The sequence below is a fragment of the Rhizobium sp. PK7-22 genome, from assembly GCF_056530405.1.
Genome location: NZ_CP096514.1, coordinates 1200975 through 1216703, shown reverse-complemented (window position 1 = coordinate 1216703; position 15729 = coordinate 1200975). Strand labels below are relative to the sequence as shown.

Below are 15729 nucleotides of genomic sequence, written 5' to 3'. Positions count from 1 at the left end.
CACGGATTCCGCCACGGCCGGCAACCACGGTCTACCGCCACGCGTAACGTTGGAACGAGCAGCAATTATGAACGGTTCACGATCCACATCTCCCCAATCCGGCGACAGATCGTCCCTTGATGCGCTCAACCGGACAATCAAGGGGCTGGAATCGCGCATCGAGGGCCTGATGCAGGCCTCCCGTGAACCCCGGCATGCGGAGGCGGCGCCACTGCCAAGGCAGGGCGCGGAGGATCACCATGCGGCCGCGCCGCAGCCTTTGCGGGTCTCGCCTGCACAGGGTTCGATCGATCCGCTGCAGGAGATCCGCAACCGTCAGCGCATGCTGGCCGCCGCCCGGGAAGACGCGGTCCGGGCAGAGCCCGTCGCGCCGCCCGCCATGCCACGTCCCCGACTGGAGCGTCAGCCCGAGGCTCGTGTCGCCAAGCCGCAGCGGCCCGTCCTCGCGCGCTCCGTCGCCGCGCCACCTACCGATGAAATTTCCCTGCGGGAGATCGCCGAGGCGCTGGTCAGCCTGCGCCAGGAGCTGAAGCAGGATATCGCCGACGGCGTTGCGCAGGAGATGAACGCGCTGCGTGCCGAAGTGACCAGCATCCGCTCGGTCGCGCAGGAACAGCAGATCGGCGACGAGCTGCGCCATGACCTGGCACGCCTTGCCGACGGCATCGAGACGCTCGGCCACCGTGGCGGCCCCGAGGCCGATGCCCTGCGCAGCGAATACAACGAATTGCGCTCTGTCCTCGAAGGTCTGGCGCGGGAGGACAGCCTCCGGCACCTCGACGCCCGCTGGCAGGGGATCGAGGAGCGGATCGGCGATTTCGACACGCAGGAACTGCGCGAGGATCTGGTGGGGCTTGCCTATCGGATCGACGACATCAAGAACCAGCTCGGCACCATGAACAGCGGCCCTGAGGTGCGCGGCATGGAGCAGAAGCTCATGGCGATCGCGACCGTCATGGAGCAGCTCGGTTCGCGCATGCAGCCGAACGACGAAGCACTGAACGAGCAGTTCCTGCTGCTCGCCGACCGCCTGGACGAAATCAGCCGGGCGATTGCCGCCGGCAGCCGCGCCGCATCGGCCTCTGCCGCCGACCATAGCGCCTTCCAGAGGCTGGAAAGCCGGATTGCCGGCCTGTCCGATCAGATCGACACCATGGCGACGAGCCCGCGCACGGCCCCGATCGACGGGCTTTCGGAGCGGATCGAAGCGCTGTCGGGCCGTATCGAGCAGCTGTCGACCGAAGAAGTCGCGCTGCGGCTGGAGGAACGGCTCGAGCAGCTTTCGCAGATGCTTGCCCAGCCGAGCCGGCCGGACGAGCAGTCCGGCCTCACCGAATATCTCGCCGACATCTCCGACAAGATCGACCGCCTGGGACAGGGACAGGTCAACGAGGCGCTGGCCGAACGGCTCGACTATCTCGCCCGCCGCATCGACGAGATGGATTATAACCAGAGCCTGCAACAGCCGGCCGCCGAACAGGCCGCGATCGGCCGTATCGAGCACCGGTTGAGCGCCATCGCCGCCCGCCTCGACGAGACCGTGCAGGGACCGATCGGCGACACCGCCGCCCTCAAGAGCCTCGAAGCGCAGATCTCCCATCTTTCGAGCCTGATGAGCGAGCCGTCGCGGGCAGCGGCGCCCGAAATCGAAAACCGGGTCATCGCGCTCGAAAGCTATGTGACCACCAACGACGAATACATCATCGAGGCGGCGCGGCAGGCCGCAGAGGCGGTGGTGGACAGTTTTGCCCGCCGCGGACAGTCTGCAGCACCGGCCATGGACATGTCGGCGCTGACGGCGCTTGCGGAAGATCTTCGTCAACTCGAGGCATTGACGCGCAGCACCGAGGAGCGCTCGCAGCACACGCTGAACGCGCTGCACAGCACGCTTGTGCAGATTGCCGACCGTCTGGACACGATGGAGGATCGCTACGCTCCGACCAACGCGCAGCACCTGGTCATGCCACAGAACGGGGCCGAATGGGACAGCGCATCCGATGCCTCCGTGACCGGGCGGACCGGCACGTTCAGACCGGACGGTCCACTGCCGGACGGCGGCGTTCATGGGGACCGGGTTCATTCGCTGGCAGCCAGCACGTCGCACACATCGGTGCATGCGGCGGATGCGTGGGCGGCGGGGGGATCCGACGATGGCGAAGCCCCGACAGTCGAAGCGGACCAGCCGACCGTGGACCCCGACATGTCATCCGCCACGATGGCGGCGGAAGAGCCCTCTCGCCAGGGAATTTTCAACAGGATCTCCCAGCGCCTGAGGCCGGGCCAGAAGCCGACTGCCTCGACGCCCGGACGGACCGTCGTTGATCCCGTGCCTCCCCTCGACCCGGTGGACATGCTGCCGCCGGAGCGGGAGCATGAACCGCTGGAACCCGGCTCCGGCACGCCGGACGTGCGCCAGATCCTCGAGCGCGTCCGCGCCAGCCAGGCGGCGGCAGGCGGCCAAGGCACACAGGCCAGCGTTTCCGAACGCGCCGACTATATCGCCGCAGCCCGCCGCGCGGCCAAGGCGGCGGCCCTCGAGACCGACCCCGCCAGCGCCACCGGTGGATCCAAGAACCCCGGCAACAGCGTGATCGGCAGCGCGCTCTCGCGGCAGCGCCGTCCCATCATGATGGCGGTCGGCGCCGTGCTGCTGGCGTTGATGGCGATACCGCTCGTCCAGACGCTGACGAACGGCGAAGAGGCTCCGCTGCCGCCAATGGCCGCGCAAGCGCCCGTGCCGGATGAAACCCCGGCAGGCGAGACGACCCTGGCTGCGGCAGCCGATGTTCCCGCAGAGGACACCGACGTCGTCTCCGGTTCGGCGTCCACTGTGCCCGTGACCACTGCGCCGATCTCGCCAGCGGCAAGCCCGTCGGCCATTGCCCCGGTCGTTGGCGACACTCAGCAGGCCTCGGTGATAGACCCGCGCCCGGCTGCCGGTGTCGCATCCACGCTCGACGCCCCCGCCCCTGCCGAAGTTGCGCCAACTGCGGCTGACACCGCAGCGGCCGGTCCGACTTCGCCGGCGATCGTCGTCCCCGCCTCGATCGGGCCGAAGTCGCTGACCGATGCCGCCGAAGCCGGCGATCCGGTTGCCCTGTTCGAGATCGGCGCCCGCTACACCGAAGGCCGCGGCGTCGCCACCGATCTTTCCGAAGCGGCGAACTGGTACAAATTGTCGGCCGATCGCGGCTTCCCGCCTGCCCAGTACCGTCTCGGCAACCTGTTCGAGAAGGGCACCGGGATCGAGCGCGATCTCGACAAGGCCCTTTCCTACTACGAGCAGGCCGCGGCTGCCGGCAATGCGAGCGCCATGCACAACCTGGCGGTCCTCAACGCATCCGGTGCCAAGGGCGAACTGGACTTCGCCGCCGCCGCCGACTGGTTCAAGAAGGCCGCCGAGCTTGGCGTCTCCGACAGCCAGTTCAACCTCGCCATTCTCTACGCCCGCGGCAACGGCACGACGCAGAACCTCGTCGAGTCCTACAAGTGGTTTGCGATTGCCGCCAAGGGTGGCGACCAAGACGCGGCGCAGAAGCGCGACGAAGTCGCGAAAGCAATGCGCCAGCAGGATCTGGAGGCTGCCCGCGCTGCCGTGGAGGCCTGGAAGCCCCAGCCGCTGGACACCCGCGCCAACGGCGTCCAGCTTCCCGACGAATGGGCCGGAGAACCCGCGGTAAAGACATCCTCGGTGGACATGGAGAAGGCGATCCGCAACATCCAGGCCATCCTCAACAAGAACGGCTTCGACGCCGGAGAGCCCGACGGCAAGATGGGGCAGAAGACGATCGGCGCCATCAAGGAGTTTCAGACCTCGCTTGGCCAGGAACCGACCGGCAAGATCAACGACGCCATGGTCAAGGAACTTCTGGCGCGCAACAGCTGACGGATCGCAACGCCGTGACGCGGCGTTGAGCACGGCGTCACAAAAACGGGAAGTTGCCGGTGTAATCGGGGTTTTCACGTTGACTTAACCCCAAGGTCGGGCGCATGACAAAAACATGGTTGCACAGGCCTTTTCGGGTCGCCTGCAGCAGATTTCCCGACGCTGGCGCGGAGTGGTCCATCCGCATGGCGACACCGCCTCGTGCTGGGCGGTCCATCGTGTTTGAGGTTCGGCCGTGACAGTTTACCTGCCGATCGCAGAGCTTTCGGTCAACATCTTCATCATTCTCGGCATGGGTGCGGCCGTCGGTTTCCTGTCCGGCATGTTCGGCGTCGGCGGCGGGTTCCTGATCACGCCGCTTTTGATCTTCTACAACATCCCGCCGGTGGTGGCGGTTGCGACCGGCGCCAACCAGGTGGTCGCATCGTCGATCTCCGGCGCCATCACCCATTTCCGGCGCGGCACGCTCGACATCAAGCTCGGCACGGTGCTGCTGATCGGCGGCCTGGCCGGGGCCACGGTCGGCATCTGGATCTTTTCCTGGCTGCGGCGGCTCGGCCAGCTCGACCTGTTCATCTCGCTGCTCTACGTGCTGCTGCTCAGCACCGTCGGCGCGCTGATGCTGAACGAGAGCGTGCGGGCGTTGCGGCGCACGGCGCGCAACGAGGCGCCACAGGCAAAGCGGCCGGGGCAGCACATCTGGGTCCACCGCCTGCCCTTCAAGATGCGATTCAAGAAATCGAAGATCTACCTCAGCGCGATCCCCGTGCTGGCGCTGGGCTTTGCCATCGGCGTGCTGACCTCGATCATGGGTGTCGGCGGCGGCTTCATCATGGTGCCGGCGATGATCTACCTGCTGCGCATCCCCACCAGCGTGGTGGTCGGCACCTCGCTGTTCCAGATCATCTTCGTGACCGCCTATACGACCATGGTACAGGCGGCCACGAACTATTCCGTCGATATCGTGCTGGCGACGATCCTGATGGTGGCCGGTGTCATCGGGGCGCAATACGGCGTGCGGGTGGGCCAGAAGCTGCGCGGCGAACAACTGCGGGCGCTGCTCGGGCTGCTGGTGCTGGCGGTGGGCATCCGGCTGGCGATCGCCCTGGTGGTCCGCCCAGACGATCTTTTTTCGGTATCGGTGGGGGGCTTTGCAAACTGATGCTGTACCGCCTGCGCCTCCTGCTTGCCGCCACTCTGCTTGCCGCCGCTCCCGCCGCGGCGCAAGTTCCCTTCGGCACGGCCTCGACCGTTCAGGAGGGGCTGGAAATCGGCACATCCACGAGCGAGATCGCCATTACCTCGGACTTTCGCGGCGCCGATCTGACGGTTTTCGGGGCGCTCACCAATGCCGACGAGCTGTTCCTGGCGATCGGCCAGTACGACGTGATCGTAACGCTGGAGGGACCGCGCGACTATGCGACGGTGCGCAAGAAGGAGCGCGTGCTCGGGATCTGGATGAACACGGCGTCGATGACCTTCGAACAGGTGCCGGAATCCTATTCGCTGGCCAGCACCCGGGAGATCGACGCCATCGACGAGGCGCCGTCGCTCAACAGCATCGGGGTCGGCATCAATCACCTGGCGCTGACCCCGACCGGCTATCTCGGCAATGCCGTCAACCTGAGTGAATTCCGGGAGGCATACCGGCGGCTGAAGCTCGCCAACGGTCTCTACCAGCGTGACACGAGCGGCGTACGCTTCGTCTCGTCCAGCCTGTTTCGCGCCTCGCTGCGGCTGCCGGCCAATATTCCGGACGGGGTGCACACCGTGCATGCCTACCTCTTCAAGGGCGGGGAACTGATCTTCGAGCGGGAGCTGCCGCTGAGGGTGGTCAAGACGGGCCTGGAACAGGCGATCACCGATGCCGCCCATAACCAGCCGGTGCTCTACGGTCTCTTCTGCGTGCTCATCGCGGTCATCACCGGCTGGGGCGCCAGCGTGATCTTCCGCAAGGACTGAGGCGAAGGGCGGCCTGCCCATCCAACGTGGGACAGGCAGGCGTCGGGAAAGGCCGGCTGCGACCGACCGGCCCTTCCCGTTTCACGCGTTACATCGCCGGGAGAACCGCAATGTCGCGGATGTCGCCGTCGGTACCGGTGATGTCGGCGGTCTTGGTCGCCTTGCCGGTTTCGAGATCGACGGTATGAAGCGCCGTGCCTGTCACCAGCCAGGCGGTGTTCTCGCTACCGGACGTGGTCTGGATGTCGAAGGCATAGGTCGCCGGCGTGCCTTCTGCACCGAGCTTGCCGATCGCCTTCAACGTACCGTCGTTCGGCTTGGTCTGCTGGATCAGGCCACCGATCGTGGCGTCGATGTTGTACATCGCCGTGGAGATGGGCGTCCCATAGGAGTTGATGTAGGCGGCGGCCACGATGTTGGGCTCTTCGCCCTTGTGCATGTCGCCGTCTTCGAAGGCGAGGCTGCCGTCGACCGTGACTTCACCGGTATCCGGGTGGACGCGGTGGTTGGTGGTGCCGGTCATGAAGCGCAGGCGATCGGCCATCGGGTTGAAGTCGACGATGACGGGGGCGTCGCCCATGGTCAGCGGCTTGTCCATCTTGGCAAGTTCCGTCGCAGCGCCGGTTTCCATGTCGATGGTGACGATGGTGCTGTCTGCCGTGACGCCGACGAGCGTGTTGTTGGACGGACGCAGGTCGATGCCGACGAGGCTGTCGACGCCGGTGACGTCCATGGTCTTGGAGACGGCAGGGGCGTCGGTGTCGAACATCACCAGCGTCTTGTCGCCGACGAGGCCGACGACGGGTGCTGCGGAGGCGGCAACCGAGGTGGCGGCGAGGACGGTGGAGGCGATGAGAACTGTACGAAGCTTGATCATGTGATTTCTCCCGTTGAATTGGTCCATTTCGAAGGTCGACACGGTCTGTTTCCTGTCGCCTCACAAGGAAGACCCGCGGCACCCCGGGTTTGGATGCAGAGAGGAAAAAAATATTCGCGGCTGCATCCCATCGGACCGGCGGCGTGTATAGCTGACATGGACACGACAGCCTTTGCCTTTGGGAGAGCAGACTTGAGCCTGGCACAGATGCCATCGGAGGAGCTTGCGGCCTCGCTTGCGGCCTGTGCCCGCGGCGACCGCGCGGGATTGAAGCAGATTTTCGACGCGGAGGCCTCGCGACTGATTGCGGTCGCCGAGCGGATCCTGCGGCGCCGGGAGCTGGCCGAGGAGGTGGTGCAGGAGGCCTTCATCCGCATCTGGACCAGCGCCCACCAGTACAGCCCGGAGCGCGGATCGGCGCGCGGCTGGATCTATGCGATCGTGCGCAACAGGGCGCTCAACATGCTGCGCGACGGCCGGCGCGAGGACACGGTCGAGGACGACAGGCTGGACACGCTGCGCGAGAGCGACCAGCTGGACCACATCCTGTCGACCTGGCACGCGCTTGACCAGAACAGCCGGCTGCGCGAGTGCCTGGGCACGCTCGACGACATGAAGCGGCGGGGCATCCTGCTCGCCTATGTCGGTGGCTATACGCACGGCGAGATTGCCGGGCGCCTGCGGCTGCCGCTCGGCACGACGAAATCCTGGATCCGCCGCGGGCTTTCGGCACTTCGGGAGTGCATGGCATGATCTTCAACGAAACCACCCTCCCCCATATCGCCGACGAGTATGTGCTCGGCCTGCTCGATGCCGCCGACCAGGCGGCCGTGGAGGCCGAGATGGAACGCAACGCGCGCCTGCGGCGGGCGGTTGCCGACAGCCGCGACCGCTACCTGCCGCTCGACCTTGCCGCAGAACCGACAGCCGTTCCTGCCGATCTCTGGGAGCTGATCGACGCGAGACTGACAGATGCCGCAGCGGCGCTGGCGCTCGGCGGCGCGACGCTGGCGCCCGAATCGGTGTTTGCGCCCGCGGCCAACGACAATCGCCGCTTCGGCTGGAAAGCGGCTGCCCTGTCCTCGATGGCAGCGACGCTTGCGCTGGCGGTGGCGCTGACCTGGAGCCTCGGTCGTCAGGTCGAGCCGGTGGTCATCGCCGTGCTGCTTAACGAGGCGGGCGAGGTGCAGGCGGTCGTAGAGGATTTCGGCAATGATACGGCCAACATCCGCCTGCTGGCGGACATTGCGGTGCCGGACAACAAGGCGGTCGAGGTCTGGACGCTGCCCTCCGCGGACATGGGGCCGGTCTCGCTTGGCCTCCTCGACGAGGGCCAGTCCGGGCGACTGAGGGCGCCGCCGCTTCCCACGCCGCAGGATGCGCAGCTTTACGAGATTACGCTGGAGCAGGCGGGCGGCTCACCGACCGGGCGTCCCACCGGACCTGTTCTGGCCAAGGGTTTCGCGAAAATGCCCCGCTGAACCCGGATCCATGTCGAACAGACGGGCCTAGCCCAGCAGACTGTCGTAGCGGACGGAGTAGATGCGGTCCCGGCCGAGGAGATGTGCCACCAGTGCTGCTCGGTCGAAGATCCCGTGCATGGCCTTGTGGTTGAGGTCCAGGCCTCCAGCCAGGACGCCGAAGGCGGGCATCAGGAGACGCAGCCCGTCCGTCGCGAAACACGGGCGACGGACGTATTTTTCGTGACGGCGGACGGTGGCGGACGGATGCAGGTGCCCGGCGATCTCCCCCTTGCCGGAGATCAGGCTCGGCTCGTGGCGGAAGGCCAGACCGCCATGCACAAACTCGTCGGCGCATTCGCCCGGCAGGTCGACGGTGCCGTCCGGATCGTGGTTGCCGTTGATCCAGATCCAGTCGCGGCCGCGGGCCATTTCGGAAAGCAGCGCGCGCAGGTCTGCCGGCAGGTACTCCGACCCCCGTCGATCATGGAAATTGTCTCCGAGCGAGATGACCGTCTTCGGATCGTAGCGGGCAATGACGGCCGCCAGGATGTTGAGGGTGGCAAGCGTGTCATAGGGCGGCAGCATCATGCCGCGCCGGGCGAAGGCCGCCCCTTTCTCCAGGTGCAGATCGGAGACCACCAGCAGTCCGCTGTCCGGCAGATACAGGCTGCCCAGCGGATCGCAGACCGCCAGGACGTCGTTGACGACGATTTCTTCCGCACCGGCGGCCTTGCCGGTCATGTTGGCTGTTCGCGCGGCGAGGCCGAGGCGGTGCATCAATGTCGTGTCGTCTTTCCGTTCGGCAGCGGACTGCAGTTTCATCTTTCTGTGTCGGGATCCTCGGCGGATATGCCAGGAGAGCCCAAGGGTGCCATCGCTTCCGCAATCAGCTCTTCGGCGGCTTCCGCCAGCACCGCATCCTGGGCTTCGCCCGGAACGGTTTCCCTGCCGATCTCGAGCATGATGGGGACGGCGAGCGGCGAGACCCGGTCGAGGTCGCGGTGGGTGATGTGCCCCTTGATTCGTGCCAGCATATCGCCAAGCCGGCCGATGTCCAAAAGTCCGGATGCGGCATCGCGCCGCGTCGCTTCCAGCAGGATGTGATCCGGCTCGTGGCTGCGCAGCACGTCGTAGATCAGGTCCGTCGAGACGGTTACCTGGCGACCGGTCTTCTCCTTTCCTGGGTGGCGTCGCTCGATCAAGCCTGAAATTACGGCGCAATTGCGGAAGGTGCGCTTCAGCATGTAGCTTTCGTCGAGCCAGGCCTCGAGATCATCGCCCAGCATGTCCTCGTCGAACAGATCCGACAGGCTGAGCCGGCCACGGCCGATCATGGCGCCGAGGTCGTTCAGCGCCCAGACCGCCAGCGAATAATCCGTGGCGACGAAGCCGAGAGGGCGCGCGCCGGCCCGCTCCATCCGCCGAGTGAGCAGCATCCCGAGCGTCTGGTGCGCGAGCCGGCCCTCGAAGCAATAGGCGATCATGAAGAAGCGTTTTCCGCGCGGGAAGGTCTCGATCAGGAGTTCGTCCTGCTTCGGCAGCATGGAGCGATCCTTCTGGAGCGCCAGCCAGTCGCGCACCTGATCCGGCAGCGCCTGCCAGCGGTCGGGATCTGCCAGCATGCCGCGCACCTGGTCTGCGAGATAGGTGGAGAGCGGAAACTTGCCGCCGGCATAGGCGGGAATGCGCGGATCCATGGAGGCGGCGTTGGAGACGAGACACTCGTTCTCGCGGATACCTTCGAAGCGCAGCACCTTGCCGGCAAACAGGAAGGTGTCCCCCTGCACCAGCTGTTCGAGAAAATACTCCTCGACCTTGCCGAGCGACAGGCCGCCGCGGCCGATGGTGCCCTTGGCATTGCGCTTGACCAGCCGGACATTCAGCTCGGTCGCTTCGACGATGGTGCCGAGGTTCATGCGGTACTGCTGGGCGATCTGGGGATTGGAGACGCGCCAGCGGCCATCGTCCATCTTGCGGATCTTGGCATAGCGCTCATAGGCGCGCAGGGCGTAGCCGCCGGTCGCCACGAAATCCACGGCACGCTCGAACATTTCCCAGGGCAGGTCGGCATAGGGCGAGGCGCTGGTGATCTCCGCGTAGAGCTCCAGCGGATCGAAGGGCTCGGCGCAGGCCATGCCGAGGATATGCTGGGCGAGCACGTCGAGCGCGCCCTCCCCCACCGGCGGCGTGTCCTGTGCACCGAGGTAGTTGGCGTCCAGCGCCGCCTGGCACTCCATCACCTCGAAACGGTTGGAGGGCACGAGGATCGCCTTCGACGGCTCGTCCATGCGGTGGTTGGAGCGGCCGATGCGCTGGGCAAGCCGCGAGGCGCCCTTCGGCGCGCCGACGTGGACGACGAGATCGACGTCGCCCCAGTCGAGGCCGAGATCGAGCGTCGAGGTGGCCACGACCGCCCGCAGCTTGTTGGCGGCCATCGCAGCCTCCACCTTGCGCCGCTGGCCAGCGTCCAGCGAGCCGTGATGGAGCGCGATCGGCAGGTTGTCGTCGTTGATGGTCCAGAGTGCCTGGAAGAGGAGCTCCGCCTGGAAGCGGGTGTTGACGAAGATCAGCGTCGTCTTGTGCCGCTTGATCTCCTCGTAGACCTCCGGAATGGCGTAGGTCGAGACATGGCCCGACCAGGGAATGCGCTTGTCCGTGTCGAGGATGGTGATGTGGGGCGCGGCACCGCCCTGGACATGCACGAGGCCCGCGGGTGCCGCAGGATGCTCGCCTTGCGGCACGAGCCAGCGTTGCAGGTCCATCGGATGGGCGACCGTCGCCGAGAGGCCGATCGTCTGCATCTGCGGCGCATGGCGGCGCAGGCGGCCGAGCCCCAGCGACAGGAGATGGCCGCGCTTGGAGGTGACCAGCGAATGCAGCTCGTCGAGGACGACGTACTTCAGGTCCTTGAAGAACCGCTCGGCCTCCTTGTTGGCGAGCAGCAGCGCCACCTGTTCCGGCGTCGTCAGCAGGATATCCGGCGGAGACAGCTTCTGGCGCTGGCGCTTGGCCTGCGGCGTGTCGCCGGTGCGGTTCTCGATCGTGACCTTAAGCCCCATCTCCGAGACGGGCTTCATCAGGTTGCGCTCGATATCCACGGCAAGCGCCTTCAGCGGCGAGATGTAGAGCGTGTGGATGCCGGTGAAGGCGGAACCGGGCGGGATCTTGCCGCGCCGGGTCAGGTCCGTCAGCGACGGCAGGAAGCCGGCAAGCGTCTTGCCGGCGCCGGTCGGCGCGATCAGCAGCATGCTTTCGCCTGCCGTGGCGCGAGCGAGAAGCTCCAGCTGATGAGGACGCGGCTGCCAGCCCTTCTCGGCGAACCATTTCAGGAACGGCCGGGGCAGGAGCGCGGCATCACGGCCGGACGATGGGGGTATGACGAGATCCACACCGGTAAAATAAGCAGAAGCCGGCGAAAAAGAAGTGCCGGTTCAACGCTTAATGGCCGACAGCGTCAGCAGCCGCGCCTGCGGATCAATTCAGGGCCGGGGTTTTCATCTGCGGGGCGGCGGGTGGCAGGCTTGCGGGGGCAACGGCCGTCGACGTCGGCTTCTGCTTGTCGGCCTCGTTGTGCCACTTGATGGCTTCCTTGGCCTCGACACGAGCCTGCTTGCGATGCTTGCCCTGCGTCCACCAGGTACCAAACGAGCCGATGGCCATGCCGAGGATCAATGCCAGCATGAGAAACAGGAAGAAGGGCGCCGTCAGCGACAGGAGGCTGTCCTGCGGGCGGAAGGGATTGAGGGCCAAGGTGACGCTCTGGCGGTTGGCGACCGAAAGCACGACCAGCAGCAGGCCGAGCGGCAACAGTATCACCAGATAAACGATCTTCTTGAGCCTCGTCATGTCTCTCCGCCTTGTCTGCGCCTGTGGCGCCCTGCACTCCGAAAGCAGAATAGGCGCCTGCCGGCGCCTTTCAAGAGCATCTGCCGATCAGACCGTTCGTGGCGTCAGTCCGCCTCGTCCTCGAGACCGGGATTGAGACGCTCGCGCAGCTCCTTGCCCGTCTTGAAGAAGGGCACCCATTTTTCCTCGACGAAGACCGACTCGCCGGTGCGCGGATTGCGGCCCGAACGGGATGGACGGTTCTTGACGGAGAAGGCGCCGAAGCCCCGCAGCTCGACCCGGTTACCTCCCGCCAGAGCATCGGTGATCTCGTCGAGAACCGCGTTGACGATATTCTCGACATCGCGGTGGTAGAGGTGCGGATTTCGTGCCGCCACGATCTGGACCAGTTCCGACTTGATCACGTTTGCCCCCTGAAAAAGCTAGATTTTCACTGCTGGCCAACCTGCCAAACCGAGACCAGACCGTCAAGGAACAACTTCTCGCCACCGAAAGGCCGCAAGGCCGTCGGGCCGAGGACGTCAGCAAGGCCGGTCAGCCGGAAAAACTCGACCATGGCGCTGGCGAACCACAGCGATGAGGAGTCCTCGCTGTCCTTCCACTCCACCATCGGCAGATCCTGGCTGACACCCTTGTCCGCCAGATAGGCGCGGATTTCGGTTTCGCCGCCGAGCGTATCCACCAGCCGGGCTTCGAGAGCCTGGCGGCCGGTGAAGATCGAGCCATCGGCCAGCCGCAACGCCTCGCCGCGGGGCAGGTTGCGCCGTTCCGCCACGAGATCGACGAACCAGTCGTAGCTGTCCATGATCATCGAGCGGATCATCTGCTGGGCCGCTTCACTGGGCGGATGGAAGGGTGACGGTTCCGCCTTCAAGGGCGACGACTTGATCTCTTCCAGCGAGATGCCGACCTTGTCCATCAGTTCGGAGATCTGCGGATATTGAAAGATGACGCCGATCGAGCCGGTGATCGAGCTTTCGCCCGCCACGATGGTATCTCCGGCGGTCGCGATCATGTAGCCGGCGGAGGCCGCCAGCGTGCGGATGTCGGACACGACCGGCTTCTTTTCGGCGACTGCCCGGATCGCCTTGAAGATCCGCTCGCCGCCGTAGGTGGTACCTCCCGGCGAGGAGATGGAGACGACGAGTGCTTTCGCACTGGGGCTTTCGGCAATCTCGTTCAGCCGCTCCAGCAGTTCCGTATCGTCCTGGATCATCCCGGAGATCTTCACATGGGCCACGTGCTGAACGGCCGAGCCGCCGTCGCCGGCGCCGAGCCGATAGAGGGCAAAGCCAAGTCCGATGATGACCAGCAGGGCGAGAATGCGCCAGAAGCTGAGCTTCCGGCGCAGGCGCCTGCGATCGAGAATTGCCAGTTGATCCATGGTTTTTCCTTGCTTGCCGCGGGCTTTGCGGGGCAATGCCCCTCCGTGCGCGACTGCTATCACGATTTTATATGGCCCGTTATTGTTTGTTGATGCATAAAAAACCATATTGCGCTGAAATACGGAAGGCATTCCGCATTCCGCCAGAGAGCGGCGCGGACAACAGCCCGGAAATTCAAGGAAACACGCCCAGCCGATGCTGCAAAGACTGCTGAAATCACCGGTGCAGGCCTTTGCGGGCCCAGCGGATGGCGACGCCTACCAGGCGGCGCTGCGACACTCGGCGCGCGTGCGCCGGCTTCGCATCTGGCTGCCAGTGGTTGCCGGCGTGATCTCGATGATCTTCATCGGCGTGTCGGTGATCCGTGCCTATCTCCCGGAAGATCTTTCGATCGAAAGCGCCCGGATCGAGAACGGCAAGATCGTCATGGAGCGGCCCGCGATCGCCGGGCGCAACGACGACGGCATCAGCTATTCGATGACGGCGGTGCGGGCGCTGCAGGACATCGCCAACCCCAACATGATCACCCTCGAGGACGTCAAGGCGGCGGTCCCCGTCAACGAGGACACCATTGCGCGCGTGGTGGCGACGGCCGGCATCTTCGACCGCGGCACCGACAGCATGCAGCTGACGGCGCCCTTCGACGTCAACCTCAGCAACGGCACGACCGCCAAATTCCAGTCTGCAAATCTCGATGTCGTCAACGGCACGCTCGACACGGCCGATCCGGTTGCAATCACGACCGAGCAAGCCTCTATTGTTGCGCAGTCCCTCAAGATAGCAGATAAGGGCAAAACGATCACCTTTGCCGGACAAGTCAGGGTGAACATCGACGCGACCGCCATCCGAAACAAGGGCAACTAGAGCTGACCACCATGATCATTTGTCGAATTGAAAAGATCTCAGCTTCCGTGCTCTCAGCAGGCCTTGTTTGCCTTGCCCTGACCGCGCCGGCTATCGCGCAGAACACCACCAGCCAGATGAGCGGGATGGCACTCTCCAATGACGAGCCAATCCAGATCGAGAGTGACCAGCTCGAGATCAAGGAGCAGGAGAAGAAGGCGTATTTCACCGGCAACGTCAAAGTTGTGCAGGGTACGACCACCATGCGCGCCGGCAAGATGACGGTGCTCTATACGGGCGAAGGCGCGTCGATGACTTCGGGCAGCACCGACATCGACAAGATCTTCCTCGACGACCAGGTCTTCCTGAACTCGGGAGAACAGCAGGCGACCGCCCAGAAGGGCGAGTTCGACATGGCCAGCCAGACCTTTGTGCTGTCGGGCGACCAGGTGGTTCTCTCCGAGGGCAACAATGTCTTCAAGGGCTGCAAGCTGACCGTCCGGATGAACACCGGCGAGGCCAAGCTCGACGCCTGCGGCGGCCGGGTGGAAATCCTGCTCGATCCCAAATCGCGTCCGCAGCAATAACAACGGCAGCATCGTGAAGTTTTCCCTGTCGAACATGCTGGGCAAGAAGTCCGGCCAGCGCGAACCTTTCTCCGTCAGCGACAAGGCGCGCTACGAGGGCACCCTCGTGGCGCACGGCCTGTCGAAGACCTATGACACGCGGCGCGTCGTCAACGGTGTGTCGCTCGTCGTGCGGCGCGGCGAGGCCGTCGGCCTGCTGGGCCCCAACGGTGCGGGCAAGACCACCTGTTTCTACATGATCACCGGACTGGTGCCCGTCGACGAGGGCATGATTGCCATCAACGGCAACGAGGTCACCAACATGCCGATGTACCGACGTGCCCGCCTCGGCGTCGGCTACCTGCCGCAGGAGGCGTCGATCTTCCGCGGCCTGACGGTGGAGCAGAACATCCGCGCGGTGCTCGAGGTGCATGACCGCAACCGGGACCGGCGCGAGAGCAAGCTCGACGAGCTGCTTGCCGAATTTCACATCGGTCATCTGCGCAAATCGGCGGCAGTCGCCCTTTCCGGCGGCGAGCGGCGACGCCTCGAGATCGCCCGCGCGCTGGCGACGGATCCAGCCTTCATGCTGCTCGACGAACCTTTCGCGGGCGTCGATCCGATCTCCGTCTCCGACATCCAGAATCTCGTGCGGCACCTGACGGCGCGCGGCATCGGCGTGCTGATCACCGACCACAACGTCCGCGAGACGCTGGGCCTGATCGACCGTGCCTACATCATCCACGCAGGCGAAGTGCTGACCCATGGCCGCGCCAACGACATCGTCAACAATCCGGATGTCCGGCGGCTCTATCTCGGCGACAAGTTCACGCTCTGAGCAATAAAATGCGCGTCACCGCTCCAGGCGCTTGACCAAATCTCTCAAAAAAGCAATTTTTGG

14 protein-coding genes are annotated in these 15729 nt (G+C 65.2%); 8 read left to right on the top strand and 6 right to left on the bottom strand.

The genetic code is table 11. From position 1 onward, the window contains the following. The first annotated feature begins 67 nt into the window (after positions 1-67). The 3 genes from M1E10_RS10605 to M1E10_RS10595 all read left to right on the top strand — a co-directional run bounded on the left by M1E10_RS10605 (position 68) and on the right by M1E10_RS10595 (position 5848). A complete protein-coding gene (locus tag M1E10_RS10605) occupies positions 68-3886 on the top strand; it encodes a peptidoglycan-binding protein (RefSeq protein ID WP_499176306.1) in 3819 nt (1272 codons plus the stop codon). Between the two features lie 235 nt (positions 3887-4121). Further along, a complete protein-coding gene (locus M1E10_RS10600) occupies positions 4122-5048 on the top strand; it encodes a sulfite exporter TauE/SafE family protein (RefSeq protein ID WP_499176305.1) in 927 nt (308 codons plus the stop codon). Further along, positions 5048-5848, top strand: coding sequence for a TIGR02186 family protein (locus tag M1E10_RS10595; RefSeq protein ID WP_499176304.1), 801 nt, complete (start codon positions 5048-5050; stop codon positions 5846-5848). Before M1E10_RS10600 ends, M1E10_RS10595 begins: the two co-directional genes overlap by 1 nt. Positions 5849-5936: 88 nt before the next feature. On the opposite strand, the gene M1E10_RS10590 is transcribed toward M1E10_RS10595, so the two are convergent. Continuing rightward, the gene (locus tag M1E10_RS10590) at positions 5937-6725 is read right to left on the bottom strand and encodes a DUF4394 domain-containing protein (RefSeq protein ID WP_499176303.1); all 789 of its coding nucleotides are present in this window, start codon (positions 6723-6725) and stop codon (positions 5937-5939) included. A 207-nt stretch (positions 6726-6932) separates the two neighbouring features. Here M1E10_RS10590 and M1E10_RS10585 point away from each other — a divergent pair, with 207 nt between their 5' ends. Together M1E10_RS10585 and M1E10_RS10580 are read left to right on the top strand one after the other, a co-directional pair. Beyond that, the gene (locus tag M1E10_RS10585) at positions 6933-7478 is read left to right on the top strand and encodes a sigma-70 family RNA polymerase sigma factor (RefSeq protein ID WP_499177149.1); all 546 of its coding nucleotides are present in this window, start codon (positions 6933-6935) and stop codon (positions 7476-7478) included. Further along, entirely contained in the window at positions 7475-8206 is a 732-nt protein-coding gene (locus M1E10_RS10580; RefSeq protein WP_499176302.1) for an anti-sigma factor, read from the top strand. The genes M1E10_RS10585 and M1E10_RS10580 overlap by 4 nt, the downstream gene beginning before the upstream one ends. Positions 8207-8233: 27 nt before the next feature. On the opposite strand, the gene pdeM is transcribed toward M1E10_RS10580, so the two are convergent. The 5 genes from pdeM to sppA all read right to left on the bottom strand — a co-directional run bounded on the left by pdeM (position 8234) and on the right by sppA (position 13418). Further along, positions 8234-8968: a ligase-associated DNA damage response endonuclease PdeM gene (pdeM, locus tag M1E10_RS10575; protein ID WP_499177148.1), complete on the bottom strand. Its 735-nt coding sequence runs from the start codon at positions 8966-8968 to the stop codon at positions 8234-8236. A 38-nt stretch (positions 8969-9006) separates the two neighbouring features. Continuing rightward, positions 9007-11577 carry a ligase-associated DNA damage response DEXH box helicase gene (locus tag M1E10_RS10570; protein ID WP_499176301.1) on the bottom strand — a complete coding sequence of 857 codons (2571 nt, stop codon included), beginning with the start codon at positions 11575-11577 and terminating at the stop codon, positions 9007-9009. An 85-nt stretch (positions 11578-11662) separates the two neighbouring features. After that, positions 11663-12034, bottom strand: a complete 372-nt coding sequence (locus M1E10_RS10565) for a LapA family protein (protein WP_499176300.1) — start codon at positions 12032-12034, stop codon at positions 11663-11665. Positions 12035-12138: 104 nt separating this feature from the next. Beyond that, a complete protein-coding gene (locus M1E10_RS10560) occupies positions 12139-12438 on the bottom strand; it encodes an integration host factor subunit beta (RefSeq protein ID WP_499176299.1) in 300 nt (99 codons plus the stop codon). Positions 12439-12464: 26 nt separating this feature from the next. After that, a complete protein-coding gene (gene sppA / locus M1E10_RS10555) occupies positions 12465-13418 on the bottom strand; it encodes a S49 family peptidase (RefSeq protein WP_499176298.1) in 954 nt (317 codons plus the stop codon). A 196-nt stretch (positions 13419-13614) separates the two neighbouring features. On the opposite strand from sppA, the gene lptC reads away from it, so the two are divergent. From lptC to lptB, 3 genes are read left to right on the top strand one after another with little or no spacing between them, the layout of a single operon-like run. Then, positions 13615-14283 (top strand): LPS export ABC transporter periplasmic protein LptC, encoded by a 669-nt coding sequence (gene lptC, locus M1E10_RS10550; protein WP_499176297.1) that lies wholly within the window; start codon positions 13615-13617, stop codon positions 14281-14283. 11 nt (positions 14284-14294) lie between these two features. After that, on the top strand, positions 14295-14849 hold the full coding sequence (locus M1E10_RS10545) for an LptA/OstA family protein (RefSeq protein ID WP_499176296.1): 555 nt from the start codon (positions 14295-14297) through the stop codon (positions 14847-14849). 34 nt (positions 14850-14883) lie between these two features. Next, positions 14884-15666 carry an LPS export ABC transporter ATP-binding protein gene (gene lptB, locus M1E10_RS10540; RefSeq protein WP_029619477.1) on the top strand — a complete coding sequence of 261 codons (783 nt, stop codon included), beginning with the start codon at positions 14884-14886 and terminating at the stop codon, positions 15664-15666. The last annotated feature ends 63 nt before the right edge of the window (positions 15667-15729 follow it).

Bases quoted from the DNA above. Each gene is read 5' to 3' on its own strand.
- M1E10_RS10605 (WP_499176306.1), top strand. From the start codon at position 68: ATGAACGGTTCACGATCCACATCTCCCCAATCCGGCGACAGATCGTCC.
- M1E10_RS10595 (WP_499176304.1), top strand. From the start codon at position 5,048: ATGCTGTACCGCCTGCGCCTCCTGCTTGCCGCCACTCTGCTTGCCGCC.
- M1E10_RS10590 (WP_499176303.1), bottom strand. From the start codon at position 6,725: ATGATCAAGCTTCGTACAGTTCTCATCGCCTCCACCGTCCTCGCCGCC.
- M1E10_RS10585 (WP_499177149.1), top strand. From the start codon at position 6,933: ATGCCATCGGAGGAGCTTGCGGCCTCGCTTGCGGCCTGTGCCCGCGGC.
- M1E10_RS10580 (WP_499176302.1), top strand. From the start codon at position 7,475: ATGATCTTCAACGAAACCACCCTCCCCCATATCGCCGACGAGTATGTG.
- M1E10_RS10565 (WP_499176300.1), bottom strand. From the start codon at position 12,034: ATGACGAGGCTCAAGAAGATCGTTTATCTGGTGATACTGTTGCCGCTC.
- sppA (WP_499176298.1), bottom strand. From the start codon at position 13,418: ATGGATCAACTGGCAATTCTCGATCGCAGGCGCCTGCGCCGGAAGCTC.
- lptC (WP_499176297.1), top strand. From the start codon at position 13,615: ATGCTGCAAAGACTGCTGAAATCACCGGTGCAGGCCTTTGCGGGCCCA.
- M1E10_RS10545 (WP_499176296.1), top strand. From the start codon at position 14,295: ATGATCATTTGTCGAATTGAAAAGATCTCAGCTTCCGTGCTCTCAGCA.
- lptB (WP_029619477.1), top strand. From the start codon at position 14,884: ATGCTGGGCAAGAAGTCCGGCCAGCGCGAACCTTTCTCCGTCAGCGAC.